Origin of the sequence: Bradyrhizobium sp. S69, from assembly GCF_009766005.1 — a bacterium.
Taxonomy (GTDB): Bacteria; Pseudomonadota; Alphaproteobacteria; order Rhizobiales; family Xanthobacteraceae; genus Bradyrhizobium.
In genome coordinates this window covers 1,690-21,804 of record NZ_LMUK01000043.1, presented here as the reverse complement: position 1 = coordinate 21,804, position 20,115 = coordinate 1,690, and the positions used below count along the sequence as shown (strand labels likewise).

Sequence of the window (20,115 nt, the reverse complement as noted above, 5' to 3'; positions counted from 1 at the left end):
CGGCCGGGCGTCCAGTGATCTCGTGTGAGAAAAGACGGCCTCAGCCAGCGAATCGCTAGCTCGTAATCTCGCGGCAAATGCCGCAAATGGCGAGGAAACCGTGCATCGCCGCACCATGCGGCAGCCAAGGGGATCGCGTCAAGGGGCGATAAGGGCTGATTTCGGCCACGATCCGCCGGTACCCGCTGCCGCCATGGTTAATCATTCTTAACGTTTTTGGCGTATCGAATGAAGGTAATCTTCTCGCTCACCGGTGCAGCATGCGATCCATCTCAGCGCTATTGGCCTGTGCGTTCCTGCTTGCCGCATCGGCGGCATCGGCGGATAGCCGCATTTTTATCGTTGAAAACCAGGCCGATGGCTACGGGGTCGATCAGTGCCTCGCCAAAGGCGAGAGATGTGGCGCGCACGCCGCCTTGTCCTATTGCCAGTCGCGGGACTTCGCGCAGGCGACGTCCTACCGGCGCGTCGACCCGGAGGAAATCACCGGCTCGGTTCCCAAATCCGGCGGTAATTGCAGCCGTGGCGGTTGCGACGAATACGTCGCCATTACCTGCCAGCGCTGAGTCCACCTACCCCGCGACTTATGGCCGGCGCCTGCCACACCGGGGCCCCGGAAACGACGTGACGCTGCCGCCAGAAGCCGCTATGTGGAGCCGCGTTGGCTGCGCTCTGGTTTCCAGCCTGCCCGAAATCTCCTAATGGCCGGATATGCCTGAAACGCTGATGAGCCCCTTTTCCAGATGGATTGTCGCTTGCGTCGTCCTGCTTGGCGCAGCAATGCCCGGCGCTGACGCCTGGGCTCAGATGAATCCGAATGCGCCGCCGCCCATGCAAGGCGCGCCGTCGGTCAATCCGATCTGCCCGCGGCTGGAAGGACAATTGGCCAGCATCGATCGCGGCGGCAGCAGCGGCGACCCGGCCAAGGACGACCAGATCCGCCGCTATCAGGATGCCGCGAACAAGCAGCAGGGCGAACTCGATCGGGTGACGTCGCAGGCCAAGCGGATGGGCTGCGACAGTTCCGGCTTCTTCTCGCTGTTCTCCGGCCAATCGGCGCAATGCGGCCCGATCAACAACCAGATCCAGCAGATGCGGGCCAATCTGGACCAGATCAACTCCAACCTCGCACAATTGCGCGGCGCCGGCAGCGCGGATCGCGACAATCAGCGCCGCTCGGTGCTGATGGCGTTGGCGCAGAATAGTTGCGGCCCGCAATACGCCGCCGCGCTGCAAGGCTCGGGCAATTTCCTCAACAATTTGTTCGGCGGCAATAATCCCGCCGGACAACCCGCCATGCCGGGCGGAGATGTCGGACCGCAATCCGGAACCTACCGCACGGTTTGCGTCCGCAGCTGCGACGGCTCCTATTTTCCGATCTCGTTTGCGACCGTGCCGGGGCGTTTCCCCGACGACGAGAAGAGCTGCAAGGCGCTGTGCCCGGCGTCCGAGGCCACGCTGTTCACCTATCGCAACCCCGGCGAAGACATCAGTTCGGCGGTGTCGACCAACGGCCAGCCTTACACGGCATTGCCGAATGCGTTTCGCTACCGCCAGGAATTCAACCCATCCTGTTCCTGCAAGGCGCCGGGCCAGAGCTGGTCCGACGCGTTAAAGGACGCCGACGACAAGAACGCCGCCGAACAGCAGGGCGACATCATCGTCACCGAGGAGAGCGCGAAGAAGATGTCGCGCGCCCCGGTCAAGCCGACGCCCACCTCAGCCAAGAAGGGCGCGCCTGCCGCCACCACCGCGACCGCGCCAACGCCGGCGCCGGACGATTCCGCGAACGCAAACCCGCCGGCGCCGGCCGCAGCACCGGGCTCGATCCGATCGGTCGGCCCGACCTTTGTCCCCGCGCGGTAGGCCAACTTCGATCGGTCTATCCTTCAAACGCCTCGGCCGATCCGCGGCTCGCGCGTGACACCAGCGCGTCGTCGGGCTCGGGCAACGGCTTGCCGGTGTCGCGAAACCGGTTGGTGATGGGATAGCGGCGGTCGCGCCCGAAATTCTTTTGCGTCACCTTAACGCCCGGCGCCGCCTGCCGCCGCTTGTACTCGGCGATATTGAGCAAGCGGTCGATCCGCGCCACCACTTCGCGGTCGAATCCTTCCGCCACGATCGAGGCCAGCGGCTGTTCGCGCTCGACCAGCCGTTCCAGGATCGCATCGAGCATCTCGTAAGGCGGCAGCGAGTCCTGATCGGTCTGGTTTTCACGCAGCTCCGCGGTCGGCGGCCGGGTGATGATGTTGACCGGAATGACTTCGCCAGACGGGCCCAGCGCGCCATCCGGCTTCCATGAATTGCGCAACGCCGAGAGCCGGAACACCTCGGTCTTGTAGATATCCTTGATCGGGTTGAAGCCGCCGTTCATGTCGCCGTAGAGCGTGGCATAGCCCACCGACATTTCCGACTTGTTGCCGGTGGTGACCACCATCGCGCCGGTCTTGTTGGAGATCGCCATCAACAGCGTGCCGCGCGCGCGGGCCTGCAGATTCTCTTCGGTGATGTCGCGCGGCAGCCCTGCGAAGGTGCCGGACAGAATCTTTTCGAACCCATTCACGGCGTCGGCGATCGGCAGCACCTCGTAGCGGATGCCGAGCGCAACGGCGAGTTTGGCGGCGTCGTCGAGCGAGACCTGCGCGGTGAAGCGAAACGGCAGCATCACGCCACGAACGCGATCGGCACCCAGTGCATCGACCGCGATCGCCGCGCACAATGCCGAGTCGATGCCGCCGGAGACGCCGAGCAACACGCCGGGAAATCCGGTTTTGCCGACATAGTCGCGCAGGCCGAGCACGCAGGCGGCATAATCACCCTTGTCGCCGTCGAGCAGCGGCGCCACCGGACCGGCGCAGCGCCAGCCGGAATCGGTTCTGGTCCAGCGCAAGGTGGTGATGTTCTCTTCGAACGCCGGAAGCTGGGCTGCCACCGACAGATCGGCGTTGAGGGCGAACGACGCGCCATCGAACACCAGCTCATCCTGGCCCCCGACTTCATTGAGGTAGATCAGCGGCAGTCCGCTCTCGGTGACCCGCGCCACCGCGACCGACAGCCGCACATCGTTCTTGTCGCGCGCATAGGGCGAGCCGTTGGGCACCACCAGGATCTCGGCGCCGGTTTCCGCGAGGCATTCGACGACGTTCTCATATTCCTCGGACTCTTCGAGCCAGATGTCCTCGCAAATGGGAACGCCGACCCGGATGCCGCGGATCGTCACCGGCCCCGCGGCGGGGCCGCGCGCGAACAGCCGCTTTTCGTCGAACACGCCGTAATTCGGCAGATTGCATTTGTAACGGATCGCCGCAATGCGCCCGCCATCCAGCAACGCGCAGGCATTGTAGAGCTTGCCGTCCTCGACCCAGGGCGTGCCAATCAATACGGCCGGGCCACCATCGGCGGTTTCGCGCGCCAGCTCTTCGATGGCGCTGCGGCAGGCCGATTGAAACGCCGGCTTCAGCACCAGGTCCTCCGGCGGATAGCCGGCAATGAAGAGTTCCGACAGCACCACGAGATCGGCGCCATCGGCCGCGGCGCGAACGCGCGCGGCGCGCGCCTTGGCGGCGTTGCCAGTGACATCGCCCACCGTCGGATTGAGCTGGGCGAGCGTGATCGCGAACTGGTTGGTGCGTTCTGTCATGGGGCCGCTTCAACGTAGGATGAGGAAGTAGTTTTATCGCGAGGTAGCATTATTATGCTCATAACGAGCAAATCAAATATAGCACGCGCGCGGAATCGGCGCTAGGTACCCGGCCGGCAAATTCGTCCCCTCCAGCCGCGCTCGATCGCAACGCTGCATTGCGACCGCGCCCTCGTCAGATCACGCCGATGCGTTCGGCGATGGCGACGATCCAGAACAGTCCGGCCATCACCAGCGACACGCCCACCGCGGCCGAGCCCATATCCTTGACCCGCCCGATCTGCGTGTCGTGCTCGGTGGTCAGGCGATCGGCGAGCTTCTCGATCGCGGTGTTGAGCAACTCGACGACCAGCACCAGCACGACGGCGCCGACTAATTCGATCCGCCGCATGATGGTGGCGCCGACCAGCCAGGCCATCGGCAGCGCCAGCACCAGCGCCACCAGTTCTTCACGAATGGCCTGCTCCGACCTGATGGCGAAGGCCAGGCCGTTCCGTGAGTTGAGCGTCGCGCGCCAGAACCTCAGCAACTCAGAGTCCCGCCACTGCCGGCATCGGCCTGAGCTTGCTGCCACGATCCTGTTTGAGCAATTCGGCGATCAGGAAAGCCATGTCGATCGATTGCTCGGCGTTGAGACGGGGGTCGCAGACCGTGTGATAGCGGTCGCTGAGATCCTCATGGGAGATGGCGCGGGCGCCGCCGATGCATTCGGTGACGTCCTGCCCGGTCATCTCCAGGTGAACGCCGCCGGCATGGGTGCCCTCGGCCGCGTGGATGGTGAAGAACGATTTCACCTCCGACAGGATGCGGTCGAACGGCCGGGTCTTGTAGCCGGAGTTCGCGGTGATGGTGTTGCCGTGCATCGGATCGCAGGACCAGACCACGACGCGACCTTCGCGCTGCACCGCGCGGATCAGGCCCGGCAGATGATCGCCGACCTTGTCGGCGCCGAAGCGGCTGATCAGCGTCAGCCGTCCCGGCTCATTGTCCGGATTGAGCACGTCGATCAGCTTGAGCAATTCATCGGGCTTCAGCGAAGGACCGCATTTCAGGCCGATCGGATTCTTGATGCCGCGGAAATATTCGACATGGCCGTGATCGAGCTGACGGGTGCGGTCGCCGATCCAGATCATGTGGCCCGAGGTCGCATACCAGTCGCCGGTGGTGGAATCGACCCGCGTGAACGCCTGCTCGTAGCCAAGCAGCAGCGCCTCATGGCTGGTGTAGATATCGGTGGCGCGCAGTTCGGGATGGCTCTCCAGATTGAGGCCGCAGGCCTGCATGAAATTCAGCGCGTCGGAAATGCGGTCCGCCAGTTCGCGGTAACGGCGCGACTGCGGCGAATCCTTGAGAAAGCCGAGCATCCATTGATGCACGCTGCCGAGGTTGGCAAAACCGCCGGTGGCAAACGCCCGCAACAGATTGAGCGTCGCGGCCGACTGGCGATAGGCGTTCAACTGGCGCTGCGGATCGGGGATGCGCGCTTCCGCCGTGAACGCGATGTCGTTGACGATGTCGCCGCGATAGCTCGGCAACTCGACGCCGTCGATCGTCTCGGTATTCGAAGAACGCGGCTTGGCGAATTGTCCGGCGATCCGGCCGACCTTCACCACCGGCAGCGCGCCGGCATAGGTCAGCACCACCGCCATCTGCAACAGCACGCGGAAGAAGTCGCGGATGTTGTTGGCGCCATGCTCGGCAAAGCTCTCGGCGCAGTCGCCGCCCTGCAACAGGAAGGCTTCGCCCGCCGCGACCCGCCCCAGCGCCTTCTTCAGATTGCGCGCCTCTCCGGCAAAAACCAGCGGGGGAAAGGTGGCAAGCTGCGCCTCAACGTCGGCCAAGGCCTTGGCGTTGGGATAATCGGGTACCTGCAACACCGGCTTGGCGCGCCAGCTGTCTGGGGTCCACCGCTCGGACATGACGTTAACTCCTGAGCAAAAACCGCTACTTATGGGGTGGGTGCGGCGCGCCGGTTTATACACAGGCCCGGGGCGGACCGCTATCGGATTTCTACCTGCCAATACAACCCCTTGCGGCAAAAGCCAAATTCGCATCTGCTGGACCGTCGCGAAAGCATGGGGGTTATCGCGGTGGCTGAGGCTGTGCTGGACGATTTTTTCATCGACGACATCAGTCTGCCCGCATCGGACGGATATTCGCTGGGCGCGACGCTGTTTTTGCCGCTCGGCGCCAAGCGTCATGCCGTGCTGATCAATTCGGCCACCGCCGTGCCGCGCAAGGTCTATCGCGGGTTCGCCGGTTATCTGGCGCGGCGCGGCTGCGCGGTCCTGACCTATGATTACCGCGGCATCGGCGACTCCAGGCAGAAGTCGCTGGTCGGCTACAACCAGGTGAAATCGCTGGTCGGCTTCAAGGCCTCGATGTCGGACTGGGCGGCGCTCGACGTCACCGCCGCGGTGGCCTGGATGCGCGAGCGTTACAAGAATCTGCCGCTGGCCTATGTCGGACATTCCTTCGGCGGCCAGGCGCTGGGACTGCTCGCCAACAACAGCGAGGTCGCGCGCGCGCTGTTGATCGCAGCGCAAGCCGCCTACTGGAAGCTGATGGCCTCGCCGGAACGTTATCGCGTTTACGCCATGATGAATTTGGTCGGCACGCCCCTCACCCGGGCGCTCGGCTATGCGCCGGGCTGGGGCGGCACCGGGATGGATTTGCCGAAGGGGGTGTTCGAGCAATGGACCCGCTGGGTCATGAGCCCGCGCTATCTGTTCGATGAGCCCAATCTCGCCGCGTTGCAGAACTTTGCGAAATACCAGGGCGCGCTGCGCGCGCTGTGCCTGTCCGACGATCCCTGGGCGACGCAGCCCGCGGTGGAATTGCTCTGCTCGCAATTCACCGCGACCAAGCCGGAGATCCTGACCATCGCGCCCGCCGACGCCGACGCCACCGGAATCGGCCATCTCGGTTTCTTCCGCCCCGAACATCGCGACACCCTGTGGCGAGGTGCGGCGGAGTGGTTGGAGGCGACGGGGTAGATACGCGCGGAGAGACGGCATCTTCTTCACCCTCCCCTGGAGGGGGAGGGTCGACGCGAAGCGGCGGGGTGGGGTGGCGACGCCGCGGATAACGATAGCTGGCGCTCCACTCGTAGTTACTCCACCCCACCCCGTCTCACATTTCGCTGCGCTCAATATGAGCCGACCCTCCCCCTCCAGGGGAGGGTAAGAAAGCGCAGCTCCGCATTCTCGCGACACACTGCGCCCGAGGTTTGCAAATTCATTTGCCCTCAAAAAAACGAGAGGGCGCAGGGAAGACCGGGTGCGCGCTGCACCCGCGGTCCCGTGTGCAAAAGTAGCAAACAAAAAACGCACACGAGCATACAGGTTCAGCGGAAGCAGTCCGGCCTTCCCTGCGCAATGGTTTTACAGCTTATATCGTGCTCTCCCCGGCGAGACCTGGCTTGCTTGTCACCGTCATCCCTCAGAAGCGTGAGCTTCTTAGGAATTTGACACCAGCCATTGGGGCGTCAGGACCACACGACTTTGCCGTCCGCCTCACGCGCTGTTCGTCAAAAGCGCATCGGCGTCCATCGCTCCCCGCCCCAACGTCAGTGACGATGGCCAACGCCCCCTCTCTCGGGACGGGATGGCGAGAAATAAGCAGGTGATTTGGGTCTGGAGTCAAGAACAATTTCTGAAAATCAGAAATGACGCGAAGGCGTGAAAGGACTGGACACAACATCGAGTGATTTGCCCCCTCGGGCAGATCAACGGCTTGGCGCTCGCCCCGGATTGCGCTATCGCCAATCGCAGGCGCCGATCGGAGGCGAAACGATTTCGCCAGGCGTTCAGGAGAAACTCATGCGGATTGCGGTTGTCGGTGCCGGAGGTGTTGGAGGCGGGTTTGGTGTGGCGCTGGCCAAGGCTGGAGCCAACGTCACCTTCATCGCCCGCGGCGCGCATCTGGCCGCGATGAAAAGCCATGGCTTGAAGATCCAGGGCGGTCGCGGCGAAAGCCATCTGGTGCCGACGCAGGCCACCGACGATCCCGCCTCGATCGGCACGGTCGACATCGTGCTGTTCTGTGTCAAGCTCTGGGACGTCGAAAGCGCCGGCCAGCACATCAAGCCGCTGCTCGGCGCCAATACCGCGGTGATCCCGTTGCAGAACGGCATCGACGCCGCCGAACGGCTGATCCCGATCCTGGGCCCCCACGCCGTGATGGGCGGCGTCGCCCAAATCAGCGCCTCGATCACGGCGCCGGGCCTGATCCAGCAAGTCGGCACCTTCATGCGGATGATCTTCGGTGAATTCGACGGCACGCGCAGCCAACGCGCCGAGGATCTTCTGGCGCTGTGCCAGAAGGCCGGCTTCGACGCCACCTTGAGCGACCAGATCCAGACCGAACTGTGGATGAAGTTCATCCTGCTGGCGAGCAACGCCAGCGTCACCGCGGCGACGCGCCAGCCGATCGGCAACCTGCGCGACGATCCGGACATCCGCCCGATGATGATCGCAGCCTTCCAGGAAGTGATCGATGTCGGCCGCGCCAAAGGGATCGCGCTGCCGGGCGATGCGCTGGAAAAGATTCTCGAATTCGTCGGCCGCTCGCCGCCGGCGATGAAGGCGTCGATGGCGCTCGATCTCGATCGCGGCAACCGGCTCGAACTGCCCTGGCTCGGCGGCAAGGTCGTGGCGCTCGGACGCGAGCTTGGTGTCGCCACGCCAACCCACGCCACGATGTATGCGCTGCTGAAGCCTTACGTCATGGGCACACCGGCGTGAGAGGCGAGCCAAGCGTGAGATCGTAGGGTGGGTTACGCGCAGCCGTAACCCACCATCTTTCCAATCGCCGAAAACGGTGGTTACGCCTACGGCTAACCCACCCTACGTACTTCATCCGTCATGAGGTCTACCGGCCTCGTTCTTTCCGCTTTCGCCGATTGCTTCTTTGTTTGAAGGCCCTCAATGGTTGGCCCGCGGATGGCGGTGCAGGCTGCGGATCAGGCGTGTAGCCATTGAAGTCCGCAAGGCAAACATCAATACCTTTGGTATTTCTGTACATGAGCAGGCCGTTCAGAGTGAAAACCAATCGTCCATTCTGATCACGTCCCGACCACTCCGAGCCCTCAACTTGCTCGCACGAGACATGGTGGGGCACGTCGCCGAAAGCGATCGACATCCCAGCGCCGGGATGATCAGGGTGAATGCTCATATGCCCCCTGATGATAGCACTGCGGTTATCAGTGAAACGACCGCCGCCTCCATACGTCGTCCCTTGAGGCCATAGCCCGATGGCGGTCAGCCAGGGAGTACGACTGATTGCGGTCCACGCATGTGTATAGCTTGTGCGAAAGCGACTGCCTTGATGCACGAAGTATAAAAGCAACTCGCCGTCAGGAGACAAGTCGCATTTCTCAGGATAAATGCGCCCCTTGAACCAGGCTCCGCTGTGAAAGGTGTCGTTATGAGTATTCCAGCGAATGACGTGACACCACCCAGTCGGTCCACGCCTGAAAATCACTGCTTCATGCGCGCTCTCGGCAAAAATGACGAACAGTCTAGGTGGCATTGGCAATGGAACCTGCCCGTTTTCGACTAATCGAGGGGTGTCCTAAATTGGTGACGAAGCCATGGCACGTCATCCAGTGCAGCGCGCTCGGCCTCATGAGCGGAAGCGAAGAGGCCGGATTGTTCGGTTGGCGACCAATAGATACCTTCGTATTCATCGCCCTGAATTTCAGCGTTGCCTCTGTATTCAAAGAGACCATCATGACGCGCAAGGATATAGACCTTGGCCTTTCCATCGGCCCGGTCGATCACCTTGACGGTCTCTGCATGGCTGCACACCGATATGGTTCCGTTTTCAGCGCAGCAGCTCGCCCGCGATACTCTCGCGGTGCGAGTGCAAGATCATATCCACACCTGACGGATACGCTCAATGGAAGATTGCTCACGATCGTCCGCCACGCTCTACGGATCGTTAATCCGCTCTCGCGTTTGCCGGCGTGACGGCTTTGCTCTTTTTCACAGCTCGTAGGCTGGGTAGGCGCAGCCGTAACCCACCATCTTCCCGCGCGCCGAAAACGGTGGGTTACGCCTACGGCTAACCCACCCTACGGGCCCTGCGACCGCGATCGGCCGCGGTTTATTTTATTGCGGTTTCGGCCGCGATCAGTTCTTTGCCTGCGGCGGTTGCGATCGTCAGCTTGATGCGGTCGCCGCTGCCGCCGGCGGCAAGCGGCGCGGAAATGCGATTGCCGTTTTTCGGATCGACGTTGACGGGCGCATCGAACAATACCGCATCGCCGCGTTTCAGCGTGACGCGCAACGGCGCGGCCGGCTCGATGCTGAAGAACTCAAGATTGACGCCCGCCGCATCGGCCGCCAGATCGACCAGCATGTGCTCGTTGGCGTCCGTCACGTTGCGCATGCCGACGGTCGGGCTGTAGGTTTCCTCAACCGAAACTTCGCCCCGCGCGGCAAAGCTGGCCTTGTGGAAGAATTGATCCGACACGCCGGCCCATAATTCGACGTAAGGCTGCGCCGGGGTTAAGTCCTTGCGCGCGTCGGTCTGGTTGGTGAACGACGGAAATCCCCAGGTCCACATCTTGAGGCCCGGCGTCACCCGGTTGTCGGCGATGCGGATGATGCCCTCTTCGTTGTCGTGGTTGATCACGCCCCAGAAATTGCCGCCCTGCATGTCGGGCGCCGCATAAGCGATGCCCATCGTCGGCCAGTTCCGGAAGTAGCGCAATTTTTCAAAACGGCGCGTGCCCGGCCCCGCGCTGTCGTCGGCTTCGGACAAATTGGCGTACCAGCGCGGCGTGCTGTAGGCCGGGACCGGCCCGATGATTTCGGCGCCGCCGGTTGTTTCAGGATGTTGCGGATCCGATCCCGGCGCCAGCGTCGTGCAGGTCCAGTACTCGTAGTCGACCGGCGTGCTTTGCGGATTTTTCAGCACGATGCGGGTATCGAGCGCGGCGCGATCGGCCTTCAGCGTGACGTAATACGTTGCCTCGATGCCGGTCGGGCCCTTGCCGAACTGCTTCGGCGCCGCCGCATAGGCAACATCATCTTTCAGCGACATCGACACCGTCACTTCGCCGGCATCCTGCTTGAGCACCTTGAAATCCCACGGCTTCAGCCATGTCCTGCCGTGCTCGGGATCCGGAAAGGTCGGGAAGATGCCGCCATACACCATCATCCAGTCGTAATAGAACACGCCGGTCTTGATGCCGTAGGGCACGCCGACCTCGGTGCGATAAAGCTGTTCGTGGCCGGTCGGCTTGTAGATAATGGAGAGGATGCGCCCGCCGAATTCGGGCAGCAGCGTCACCTTCAGATAACGATTCTCGAGCACATGGGTCTTGAAGGTGCGATCGACGATAATGTTGGTATCGAGCGAACCCTCGACCAATCCGTTATCCACTAACGTCGCGTATTTCGCGGTGCTCCAGCCGATCGTGGAGTCACTGAGCGTCACGCCGTCCGGCGCAGGCTGCGCCGCCTGCGCGTCGGCGTCAAACGCACCAAGCGCCGAAAGCACCGCGACGGCGAAAGCAACGCGGGGCCACGACCGGTTCACACTCGACCTCATCCTGAGGAGCGCGCACTCGCGCGCGTCTCGAAGGACGGCGGCGAGTCCGTGCGTTGCGGCCATCCTTCGAGACGCATCGCAAGTGCGATGCTCCTCAGAATGGAGGAGAAAGCGTAGCCTTACGAGCGCTGCGTGACAACGCCGGTCGGGGTCGCAAAGCCGTCCAGGGTTCTGATGCGTTTTTCAAGCCACCAGCCGAACTCGGGCGACCAGTCCTCGAAGCGGGTGTTGATGCCGAGTTCGTGCGCCCAATGGTGCGCGATGTTGGGATCGAATTGCGACTGGCGGCCGATCGCGATCAGATCGGCCTGCCTGTTCGCAACAATGCGCTCGGCTTGCTGCGCCTCGAGGATAATGCCGACCGCCATGGTGGGGATCTCGGCCTCGGTGCGAACCCGCTCGGCGAACGGAACCTGAAAGCCAAGGCTGCGCGGCACTTGCGCCGCGGTGGCCGAACCGGAAATGCCGCCCGAGGAACAGTCGATCACGTCGACGCCGCGCGCCTTCAGCTCGCGGGCAAACACCACCGTGTCGTCCAGGTTCCAACCTTCCACCGTGCCGTCGACGGCCGAGACGCGCACGAACAGCGGCATCGTATCGGGCATTTCGCGGCGCACCGCCTCGGCGATCTCCAGCGGCAGACGCATCCGCCCGGCCCGGTCACCGCCATACTCGTCGTTACGTGTGTTCGAGACCGGCGACAGGAACGAAGCCAGCAGATAGCCGTGCGCGGTATGGATTTCGATGGTGTCGAAGCCGGCGCCGACGGCGTGCCTGGCCGCGTTGGCCCAGGTGCCGACCATCGCCTTGCACTCGGCCGTCGTCAGTTGCCGCGGCGTCAGCCAGCCGTTGGCGACCGGCTCGGCGGTCGGGCCCACCGGCTGCCAGCTTTTGGCGCCGGCTTTGAGGTTTTCCTCGGTCAGCGGTCCCATGCCCTGCATCGCGGTTTGCGACGACGCCTTGCGGCCGCCATGCGCGAGCTGGATTCCGATCGCGGTGCCCTGGCGCTTCATGAAGGCGATCAGCGGCTTGAAACTTTCCATCTGGGCATCGTTCCAGATGCCGAGATCATGCTCGTTGATGAGGCCGACGGGCTCGACCGCCGTGGCCTCGACGAACACCAGCCCGAAGCCGCCCAGCGCGTAGCGTCCGAGATGCACGACGTGGAATGTCCCGCAGGTATTTCCGGCCTCGGCGCGATAATGCACCATCGGCGGCACCACCAGGCGGTTCTTCAAGGTGAGACCGCGGATCGTAAGCGGCTCGAACAGCATCGGGCGCGCCGCACCGCCGCCGTTGATCGATTGACCGTCCATTCGCAACTTCTCCCTGCAAGATCGTCGTTGGCCCTATTGGCTGGACTTCACGTTAGCCGGATTTGGCGCGTTCCGCCGCCTGCTTCACCTGTTCCGGATCGGCCGCGATGCTGACGCCGGCGCGCTCCTGCTCGAGCAGCATCACCGCGCGCGAGTCGCGGCCCTGCCAGCCGCGGTTGCACGCTTCGGTCATCTCGGCATAAGCGAGGTTACAGATGCGCATGGGCACGCCGAGTTCACGCCCCAAGGCGGTTGCGAGCGCAACGTCCTTGGTGGCGAGCTTGAGCGCAAAACTCGGCGGATCGTAACTGCCGGGCAGGAACTGGTCGAGCAGGCCGTCGAACGTCAGGCGGCGGCCGACCACGCCCTGGCGCACCGCCTCCCACAACGCCACCGGATCCATGCCGGCTTTGACGCCCATCGCAAAGGTCTCGGCGAGCGCGCAGGTGATCGCATAGCCCGACATGTTGTGCACGAGCTTTGCCACCGTCGCGCTGCCGATCGCGCCGATATAGGAGGCACGATCGCCCATCGCATCGAGCACGGGCTTGTATTGCTCATAGGCCTCTTTGTCGCCGCCGACCCAGATCGCCATCTTGCGCGACGCCGCCCCTGACGGGCCGCCGCTGACGGGTGCATCGAGCATGTGCGCGCCCTTGGCGGCGAAGACCTCGTGAATTTTTTTCACAGTGCTTTGAGAATTCGTCGACAGATCAAAATAGGCCGCGCCGCGCTTGATGCCTTCGATCAGGCCGTCGGCGCCCAGCGCCACGCGTTCGACATCGGCGGGCTCCGGCAGCGAGGTGAAGATCACGTCGGACCGCTCGGCCAGCGCGCGCGGCGTATCCGCCCATTCGGCGCCCGCCTGCAGATGATGGCCCGCCGATTGCCGGTGCAGATCATGCACCACGACCTTGTAACCGGCCTTGAGAATGTTGGTGGCCATCTTGCCACCCATGGTGCCGAGCCCAATGAACCCGACCACGATTTCACTGGCCATCGTCACTCCCTTGTCGTTGCGCGGTGTTCTTGTCGTCACCGTTGAAACCGAACCTTGGTCGCACCAAGATCTGCGATTTCGTTACCATCGCCGGGCGGAAGTGTCGACGGCGCAGCCCCGGCGCAAATCGCCGGGCAGGCCTGCTGGAATTGGCTGTCCGGAGTGGCGTGCAGCGGAATTGAGCGCCTTGCGGACCAGCGAGCCGAGGCGCTAGTCTCGCGGCGATAAAATCCAAGAAAATCCAAAGCCAAGAAAATTTGTAATCGAGAAGCTTAAATTCAAGAAACGCTTCGGGAGTGAATCAAAAAAATAATACCCAGGGAGAGAACCGAGATGGCATTGACCGACAAGGCTTTGACCAAAAAGACATTGACGCGTCGTCAGGCGCTGGCGTCGGCGGCTGTCGCAGCACTCGCCAGCAGTCTGCCCAAACCCGCGATCGCCGCGAAAGAGTCGATCCTGATCGGCTATCTGCCGGCGCTTACCGGGCCTTCCTCATCGACCGGGATCGGTATCAACCGCGGCGTTCAATTGGCGGTTCAGGAGATCAACGCGGCCGGCGGCGTCGATGGACGCCAGATCGAGCTGGTCAGCCGCGATACCCAGAGCGATCCGACCAAGGCGGTCAACGGAGCGTCCGAGCTTGCCCGCGCGGTGAAGGTGACGGCGGTGCTCGGCCCGGTCAATTCCGGCGAGTCGCTCGCGGTGGTGCCGCTGCTGGCGCGCATGAACGTGCTGCAACTGCATTCCTGCTTCGTCGACAGCCTGACCGATCCGAAGAAATATCCGATGTGTTTCCGCAACGCCTCCACCAACCAGCAGATCGGGGCCGCCGCCAACCGCTATGTGGTGGACGTCTTGAAGCGCAAGAAGGTCGCGGTGGTCAGCGACACCACCGGCTACGGCACCGCCTGCGTCAACGCCTATGTTCCGATGCTCAAGGCCCAAGGCGCCGAAGTCGTCTATCAGGGCAATATCGACGCCGCCAATCCGGACCTCAAGGCCGAGCTGCTGCGGATGCAGTCGTCGGGCGCCGAGGCGATCATGCCCTGGAGCGTCAATGCCGGCTTCCTGTCCCGCATCATCAACACCCGTGGACAGATGGCATGGGACGTGCCGATCGTAGGCCAGACCACGCTCGGCAGCGGCCAGACCAAGGACCTGCTGGAAAAACAAGAATACTGGGCCAAGGTCTATCCGAATAATTTCCGCCCGGTTTGCTACGGCGCCGGCGGCAAACTGCCGGAGCGCACCACGGCGTTTCTCGACCGGCTGAAAAGCGCCAAGATCGACATGGCCGATACGCTGCTGTGGTGGATCACGGCCGGCTATGACATGCCGCGGATGATCGCGGACGCGATCAAGACCGCCGGCCCTGAGGCCGAGCAGATCACCGGCTACCTCAACAAGCTCAACCGATATCCGGGCGTGTTCGGCGACATCACCTTCACGCCCGATGAGCACAACGGCTACCCCGACGACGAAGTGGTGATGGTGGAAGCCAATTCGCTGCGCGACGGCGCCTTCAACCTGGCGCCCGGCTATAGCGACTGAGCGGATGATGAAAGGGCATGCTTCAATCAAGCTGAAGCATGCCCATCGACCGTTATCACTTGAGCATCATCCTTACCGGCTCACCGACTCCGTCGGATCAGGTCGTGCGAGCTGGTAACCAGCGCTGCGGGTACACAGCCATCCCGTCTTTCAGACATCGGAAAATTGTATCATTTTGTGATACATCGCTTGCGTCCTGTATCACAAAATGATACATACGTTCATGATCAAGAGCTTCAAGAACGCCGAAACCGAAGCGGCTTTTGAAGGCGAAGCCCGCAAAGGATTTCCGGCTGATTTGCTCAAGATCACGCGCCGCAAGCTGCAAATGATAGCGGCGGCTACCGTGCTCACCGACTTGAAAGTTCCTCCGGGCAACCGCCTCGAAGCGCTCAAGGGAGACCGGAGAGGTCAGCATTCAATCCGCGTGAATGATCAATTCCGGATTTGCTTCGTTTGGACCGACGAAGGCGCGAGGGACGTTGAATTTACTGACTATCACTAAATGGGAAAGTTGATGATGGCCAAGAAACTTGCATTCAAGAAACTTGCACCGATGCACCCCGGCGAAGTTCTCCGGGAGGAATTTCTGGCTCCCCTCGACATGTCGCCGGGAGCTTTGGCGAAAGCCTGTGGCGTGCCGCGCACGCGTATTGAGCGGATTGCCAGCGAAGCGACCGGCATCACCGCGGATACCGCGCTGCGCCTGTCCAAGGCCTTTGGCACCACGGCCGAATTCTGGCTCAATTTGCAGAGCGCTTATGATATTCGGACGGCGAAAAACCAGATCTCGGATGAACTGGCGCAGATCAAGCCGTTCATCGAGACTGCCGCGTAGTTTACCGCTTCGGGCTCCCCGCCGCGCGTTTAAATTCAGTCGGCGAAGGTCGACTCTTGCGGCACCATGATGCGGCCCGGCGCACCAAGACCGGGCCGCCACCGCTCACTGCATCGCGTCGGCGATCTTTTCCGCTGACATCAGCGTCGGCAGATTGGTGTTGGCGCACGGCACCACCGGGAAGATCGAGGCGTCGACCACGCGCAGGCCCTGCACGCCCTTGACCCGGCCCTGGGTGTCGACCACCGCCATCGGATCGTCGTCGCGGCCCATCCGGCATGAGCAGGAGGCGTGCCAGACGCCGATCGTGGCCTTGCGCACAAAGGCTTCCAGCGCCTCGTCGTCATTGATGACGTCGTCGAAAGTGAAACCTTCGACGACAAAATTGTCGATCATGTAACGGCGCAGCGCCGCCGGCCCATCCATCATCGTCGCGGCGATCGAGGTCAGGATCTTGTTTTTGGTGTTGACCACGCCGATCTTGCGCACGCGATCGGTGTAGGAGGCCGGGAACGGCTTATCGGTTACCGCCTTGACCGACTCCGTCATCTGCATCGCCGCCATTTTGCGGAAGCCGCTCATCAGGCGGTCGAGGTCGCGCCGGTCGGACAACAGATTGAACTCGACGATCGGTTCCGCCTGCGGATCGCGCGAGGCGAGTTTGACTTGCCCGGTCTCGGAATAGGTCTTGTTGACGAAGGTCAACAGCGAGCCGATCTGTTCGCCGACCGCGTGCCAGGCCGATTTGCTGAGCACGACGACGAACATGTCGCCCTTCGGCACCCCTTGCAGCCCCGACGAGTAACGCAAGCCGAGTTGCATGTGACGCCTGGTGTGCTCGTTCATGCGCGCGCCGCGCCGCACGAAGCTCGACAGCGAAATCGAGGGATGGTCCATCAGCCGCTGGCCGACGCCTTGCAGCCCCATCAGCACCGGAATGCCCAAGTCCCTGAGATGGCCGACCGGGCCGATGCCGGCGCGCAAGAGATGCGCCGGCGAATGGATCGCGCCGCTGGAGAGGATAATCTCGCGGCCGCGGAATTCCTGTTCCCGGCCGTCGATCTGCGCCTTGACGCCGACGCAGCGGGTGCCTTCGAACAACAGCTCCTTGACCTGCGTGTTGGTGGAAATGGTCAGATTGGCGCGCTTGCGGGTTTCGCGATCGAGATAGCCCATCGCCGCCGAGACCCGTTGCTCGTCCTGGTTCGAGTGCGTCACCGGAAAATAGCCGTCGACGAACTCGCCATTCTGGTCGGGCACGAATTGAAAACCGGCTTGCTGGAAGGCCTGGGCGAACGCTTCAGAATGCCGGGTCCAGTGCTCCCTGGGGATGCGGCGCACCGGAATCCGGCCGTCCTTGCCGTGGTAGGGCCCGTCGAAGTCGAGGTCGCGCTCCAGTTTCCTGAAAAACGGCAGCACGCCGTTCCAGTCCCACCCCGTAGCGCCGCGCGCTTCCCATTCATTATAGTCGGTCGGCGCGCCGCGATTGGCCATCTGGCCGTTGATCGAGGAGCCGCCGCCCAGCACCCGCGCCTGCTCGTATTTGCGCAACGGCGGACGCGCCTCGTCCGGATTGTTGTGGCTGACGACCTGGGTCGTGACCTTGAGCTCGGTCCAGTGGAAGCGCGGATCGAAATAGGCCGTGCCGGGATAGCTGTCGCGAATTTCGGCGGGTTCGTTACCGGGCGGCGTGTCCTGACCCGCCTCGCAGAGCAGAACCTTGTTGGCGCTTTTGGCCGATAGCCGATGAGCCATGACCGAGCCGGCGGAGCCGCCGCCGACGATGATGAAGTCGTACAATTTGAGAGTTCCCTTTTGTTTTGCGTTTCTGGGTTTTGTGACGGGACGATAGCGCATCTGAAATGCCAAGAGAATGCCGCCTGACTGGCAAACTTCCGACACATGATAACGGCGAAAAGGGACATTCCGACATGACGCATGCGCGACGCGCAAACCTTCCTCGGTTTTGCGCATCGTGCGGATATTTCAAAAGGGGCCTTCGTGTCGCACAAACTTCTTCCATCGATCCTGCTGGCCTGCGCGCTGTTGGCCTCCCCTGCCCTTGCTCAGACCGGCGCCGCGCCCAAGCCAGCGGCCAACACGGATGCGCTGACGCCCGATCAGGCCAAACGGGCGCTCGATACGCTGCAGGACGACGCCAAGCGCGCACAGATGATCGATACGCTGCGCGCGATCGCCAAAGCCTCTCCCGACAAAGTTTCGCCCGACAAAGCCACTTCTGACAGAGCCTCGCCTGACACTGCTGCCGCGCCGGCCGCGCCACCCGCACCCGCGCCGGAATCCGCGCTGCCCTTGACGTCCGACAGCCTCGGCGCCCAGCTGCTGCTGACGATATCCGATCAGGTCGACGATTTCTCGCACCAGATCGCCGACGTCGCGCGCACGCTGACGCATTTTCCGGCGTTCTATTACTGGATCGTGCGAACCGCCAACGATCCCACCGCCTACGACCAGTTGCTCGATATCGCCTGGAAACTCGCACTGGTGTTCGGTGGCGCCTTCGTCGCCGAATGGGTGGTCTTCCGGTTGATCCAGCGCCCGGTGGCGTTTCTCGAGACACGCTTGCAGCAAACAGCGCAAGCGCCGGCGCGGACGGTGGCCGTCACCTCAGGACCCGCCGATCCACCGTCGGACGCGAGCGACGTGGGCGCGGAGCCCGAACAGCATCAACGCCGTGTCAATCTCGTCCGGGTCTGGCAGTCGCTGGTCAGGCTGCCGTTCGTGTTGGGGCGTCTGCTGCTCGAACTGCTCCCGGTCATCGTCTTTGTCGGGGTCGCTACGATGTTGCTGGGCACAGCCCTCGGCGAACGCGCGACCACGAGGCTTGTGATCTTCGCGGTGGTCAATGCCTATGCGCTGTCGCGTGGGCTGATCTGCGTGGCGCGGGCGCTGGCGGGGCCGTTCGGCCTGCTTCGCGTTCGGGCGGAGACCGCGGCCTATATCGAGATTTGGGCGCGGCGCATTGTCGGCGTCGGCGTCACCGGCATCGCCTTTGCGAACGTGGCGCTGCTGCTCGGCCTGCACCATGCCGGCTACATCGCGCTGCTGCGCCTGGTGATGCTGATCGTGCATCTCTTTGTTGTCGTCATCATCCTGCAGTGCCGCCGCCAGGTCGCCGCCGCGATACGCGGGCCGCACGGCCGCCAAGGCGTCGCCGCGAAGGCGCGCAACCGGATCGCCAGCCTGTGGCACATTCCGGCGATCGTGATTGTCATAGGATTGTGGGCGGTGTGGGCGCTCAATATCCGCAACGGCTATTCGCTGCTGCTGCAATATTTCGTCGGCACCGTCGCGGTCGTCCTGGTCACGCGTCTTGCCACCATCGTGGTGCTGAGCGTGATCGATCGCGGCTTCCGGATCAGCCCGGATGTCCTGCAACGCTTCCCTGGGCTCGAGACCCGCGCCAATCGCTATCTGCCGTTGTTGCGCAAGATCGTCGCGGGGATCATCGCCTTTATCGGGTTCGTCGCTTTGCTCGAAGTCTGGGGCGTCGATGCCATCGTCTGGTTTTATGGCGACCAGATCGGCAGCCGGCTGGTGTCGGCGGTGCTGACGATCGGCGTTGCCGCGGGAGCGGCGGCGGCGATCTGGGAAGCCGCCAACGCGCTGATGGACCGGCAGCTCAATGTGCTGTCGCGCGAGGGTCACTATGCGCGCGCGGCGCGGTTGCGGACCTTTCAACCGATGCTGCGAACCGTGCTGTTCTGCGTGATCGTCGCGGTGGTCGGGCTGACCGCGCTGAGCGAAATCGGCGTCAACGTTGCCCCGCTATTGGCCGGCGCCGGTATCGTCGGCATCGCGATCGGCTTCGGCTCGCAGAAGCTGGTACAGGATCTCATCACCGGGCTGTTCCTGCTGTTGGAGAACACCGTGCAGGTCGGCGACAACGTCACGGTGTCGGGCCTGTCGGGCACCGTCGAGAACGTCTCGATCCGCACCATCAGATTGCGCGCCGGCGACGGCGCGGTGCACATCGTTCCCTTCAGCGCGGTGACGACGTTGACCAATTCCAGCCGCGGCGCCGGCAACGCGGCGGTCAGCGTCAATGTCGCCTACAAGGAAGACACCGACCGCGCCGGCCAGATCCTGAAGGATATCGTCGCCGAAATGCGCAAGGAGACCGAATACCGCCAGGCGATCCGCGGCGATCTCGAATTGTGGGGCGTCGACAAGGTCGATGGCTCGA

General features: G+C 63.0%; 16 protein-coding genes. 8 read left to right on the top strand and 8 right to left on the bottom strand.

Annotation, left to right across the window (positions count from 1 at the left end; all coding sequences use genetic code 11):
* Positions 1 to 260 precede the first annotated feature (260 nt).
* Together GSQ88_RS22560 and GSQ88_RS22555 are read left to right on the top strand one after the other, a co-directional pair.
* Positions 261 to 566 carry a hypothetical protein gene (locus tag GSQ88_RS22560; RefSeq protein WP_159009976.1) on the top strand — a complete coding sequence of 102 codons (306 nt, stop codon included), beginning with the start codon at positions 261 to 263 and terminating at the stop codon, positions 564 to 566.
* Between the two features lie 145 nt (positions 567 to 711).
* Positions 712 to 1,866, top strand: coding sequence for a DUF2865 domain-containing protein (locus tag GSQ88_RS22555; RefSeq protein WP_159009975.1), 1,155 nt, complete (start codon positions 712 to 714; stop codon positions 1,864 to 1,866).
* Positions 1,867 to 1,882: 16 nt separating this feature from the next.
* Here GSQ88_RS22555 and GSQ88_RS22550 read toward each other — a convergent pair whose 3' ends face one another.
* From GSQ88_RS22550 to GSQ88_RS22540, 3 genes are all read right to left on the bottom strand, one after another.
* Complete coding sequence (locus tag GSQ88_RS22550) at positions 1,883 to 3,640, bottom strand: NAD+ synthase (RefSeq protein WP_159009974.1); 1,758 nt, start codon at positions 3,638 to 3,640, stop codon at positions 1,883 to 1,885.
* Positions 3,641 to 3,815: 175 nt separating this feature from the next.
* Positions 3,816 to 4,169 carry a diacylglycerol kinase gene (locus GSQ88_RS22545; RefSeq protein WP_159009973.1) on the bottom strand — a complete coding sequence of 118 codons (354 nt, stop codon included), beginning with the start codon at positions 4,167 to 4,169 and terminating at the stop codon, positions 3,816 to 3,818.
* Between the two features lies 1 nt (position 4,170).
* Complete coding sequence (locus tag GSQ88_RS22540) at positions 4,171 to 5,559, bottom strand: class II 3-deoxy-7-phosphoheptulonate synthase (protein ID WP_159009972.1); 1,389 nt, start codon at positions 5,557 to 5,559, stop codon at positions 4,171 to 4,173.
* A 156-nt stretch (positions 5,560 to 5,715) separates the two neighbouring features.
* On the opposite strand from GSQ88_RS22540, the gene GSQ88_RS22535 reads away from it, so the two are divergent.
* Complete coding sequence (locus tag GSQ88_RS22535) at positions 5,716 to 6,636, top strand: alpha/beta hydrolase family protein (protein WP_159009971.1); 921 nt, start codon at positions 5,716 to 5,718, stop codon at positions 6,634 to 6,636.
* A gap of 825 nt (positions 6,637 to 7,461) precedes the next feature.
* Positions 7,462 to 8,385: a ketopantoate reductase family protein gene (locus GSQ88_RS22530; RefSeq protein ID WP_159009970.1), complete on the top strand. Its 924-nt coding sequence runs from the start codon at positions 7,462 to 7,464 to the stop codon at positions 8,383 to 8,385.
* An 813-nt stretch (positions 8,386 to 9,198) separates the two neighbouring features.
* Here GSQ88_RS22530 and GSQ88_RS22525 read toward each other — a convergent pair.
* The 4 genes from GSQ88_RS22525 to GSQ88_RS22510 form a co-directional block, all read right to left on the bottom strand.
* The gene (locus tag GSQ88_RS22525; RefSeq protein ID WP_210253867.1) at positions 9,199 to 9,450 is read right to left on the bottom strand and encodes a hypothetical protein; all 252 of its coding nucleotides are present in this window, start codon (positions 9,448 to 9,450) and stop codon (positions 9,199 to 9,201) included.
* Positions 9,451 to 9,748: 298 nt separating this feature from the next.
* Positions 9,749 to 11,188, bottom strand: a complete 1,440-nt coding sequence (locus GSQ88_RS22520) for a DUF5107 domain-containing protein (protein ID WP_159009968.1) — start codon at positions 11,186 to 11,188, stop codon at positions 9,749 to 9,751.
* Between the two features lie 131 nt (positions 11,189 to 11,319).
* Entirely contained in the window at positions 11,320 to 12,516 is a 1,197-nt protein-coding gene (locus GSQ88_RS22515) for an NADH:flavin oxidoreductase/NADH oxidase (RefSeq protein WP_159009967.1), read from the bottom strand.
* A 52-nt stretch (positions 12,517 to 12,568) separates the two neighbouring features.
* Positions 12,569 to 13,516 carry an NAD(P)-dependent oxidoreductase gene (locus tag GSQ88_RS22510; protein ID WP_246784933.1) on the bottom strand — a complete coding sequence of 316 codons (948 nt, stop codon included), beginning with the start codon at positions 13,514 to 13,516 and terminating at the stop codon, positions 12,569 to 12,571.
* Between the two features lie 333 nt (positions 13,517 to 13,849).
* Here GSQ88_RS22510 and GSQ88_RS22505 point away from each other — a divergent pair, with 333 nt between their 5' ends.
* The 3 genes from GSQ88_RS22505 to GSQ88_RS22495 all read left to right on the top strand — a co-directional run bounded on the left by GSQ88_RS22505 (position 13,850) and on the right by GSQ88_RS22495 (position 15,908).
* On the top strand, positions 13,850 to 15,070 hold the full coding sequence (locus GSQ88_RS22505) for an ABC transporter substrate-binding protein (RefSeq protein WP_159009966.1): 1,221 nt from the start codon (positions 13,850 to 13,852) through the stop codon (positions 15,068 to 15,070).
* A gap of 223 nt (positions 15,071 to 15,293) precedes the next feature.
* Entirely contained in the window at positions 15,294 to 15,575 is a 282-nt protein-coding gene (locus GSQ88_RS22500; RefSeq protein WP_159009965.1) for a type II toxin-antitoxin system RelE/ParE family toxin, read from the top strand.
* A gap of 12 nt (positions 15,576 to 15,587) precedes the next feature.
* On the top strand, positions 15,588 to 15,908 hold the full coding sequence (locus GSQ88_RS22495) for a HigA family addiction module antitoxin (RefSeq protein ID WP_283810703.1): 321 nt from the start codon (positions 15,588 to 15,590) through the stop codon (positions 15,906 to 15,908).
* 105 nt (positions 15,909 to 16,013) lie between these two features.
* On the opposite strand, the gene GSQ88_RS22490 is transcribed toward GSQ88_RS22495, so the two are convergent.
* Positions 16,014 to 17,708, bottom strand: a complete 1,695-nt coding sequence (locus GSQ88_RS22490; protein WP_159009964.1) for a GMC family oxidoreductase — start codon at positions 17,706 to 17,708, stop codon at positions 16,014 to 16,016.
* 201 nt (positions 17,709 to 17,909) lie between these two features.
* Here GSQ88_RS22490 and GSQ88_RS22485 point away from each other — a divergent pair.
* Positions 17,910 to 20,115 (top strand): mechanosensitive ion channel domain-containing protein (locus tag GSQ88_RS22485; RefSeq protein ID WP_246784931.1); only part of this gene is annotated, 2,206 nt, incomplete at its 3' end.

Excerpts from the sequence above, each read along its gene's own strand:
- GSQ88_RS22550 (WP_159009974.1), bottom strand. The coding sequence starts at position 3,640 with ATGACAGAACGCACCAACCAGTTCGCGATCACGCTCGCCCAGCTCAAT.
- GSQ88_RS22510 (WP_246784933.1), bottom strand. The coding sequence starts at position 13,516 with ATGGCCAGTGAAATCGTGGTCGGGTTCATTGGGCTCGGCACCATGGGT.
- GSQ88_RS22560 (WP_159009976.1), top strand. The coding sequence starts at position 261 with ATGCGATCCATCTCAGCGCTATTGGCCTGTGCGTTCCTGCTTGCCGCA.
- GSQ88_RS22555 (WP_159009975.1), top strand. The coding sequence starts at position 712 with ATGCCTGAAACGCTGATGAGCCCCTTTTCCAGATGGATTGTCGCTTGC.
- GSQ88_RS22495 (WP_283810703.1), top strand. The coding sequence starts at position 15,588 with ATGATGGCCAAGAAACTTGCATTCAAGAAACTTGCACCGATGCACCCC.
- GSQ88_RS22500 (WP_159009965.1), top strand. The coding sequence starts at position 15,294 with ATGATCAAGAGCTTCAAGAACGCCGAAACCGAAGCGGCTTTTGAAGGC.
- GSQ88_RS22535 (WP_159009971.1), top strand. The coding sequence starts at position 5,716 with ATGGGGGTTATCGCGGTGGCTGAGGCTGTGCTGGACGATTTTTTCATC.
- GSQ88_RS22505 (WP_159009966.1), top strand. The coding sequence starts at position 13,850 with ATGGCATTGACCGACAAGGCTTTGACCAAAAAGACATTGACGCGTCGT.
- GSQ88_RS22530 (WP_159009970.1), top strand. The coding sequence starts at position 7,462 with ATGCGGATTGCGGTTGTCGGTGCCGGAGGTGTTGGAGGCGGGTTTGGT.
- GSQ88_RS22540 (WP_159009972.1), bottom strand. The coding sequence starts at position 5,559 with ATGTCCGAGCGGTGGACCCCAGACAGCTGGCGCGCCAAGCCGGTGTTG.
- GSQ88_RS22515 (WP_159009967.1), bottom strand. The coding sequence starts at position 12,516 with ATGGACGGTCAATCGATCAACGGCGGCGGTGCGGCGCGCCCGATGCTG.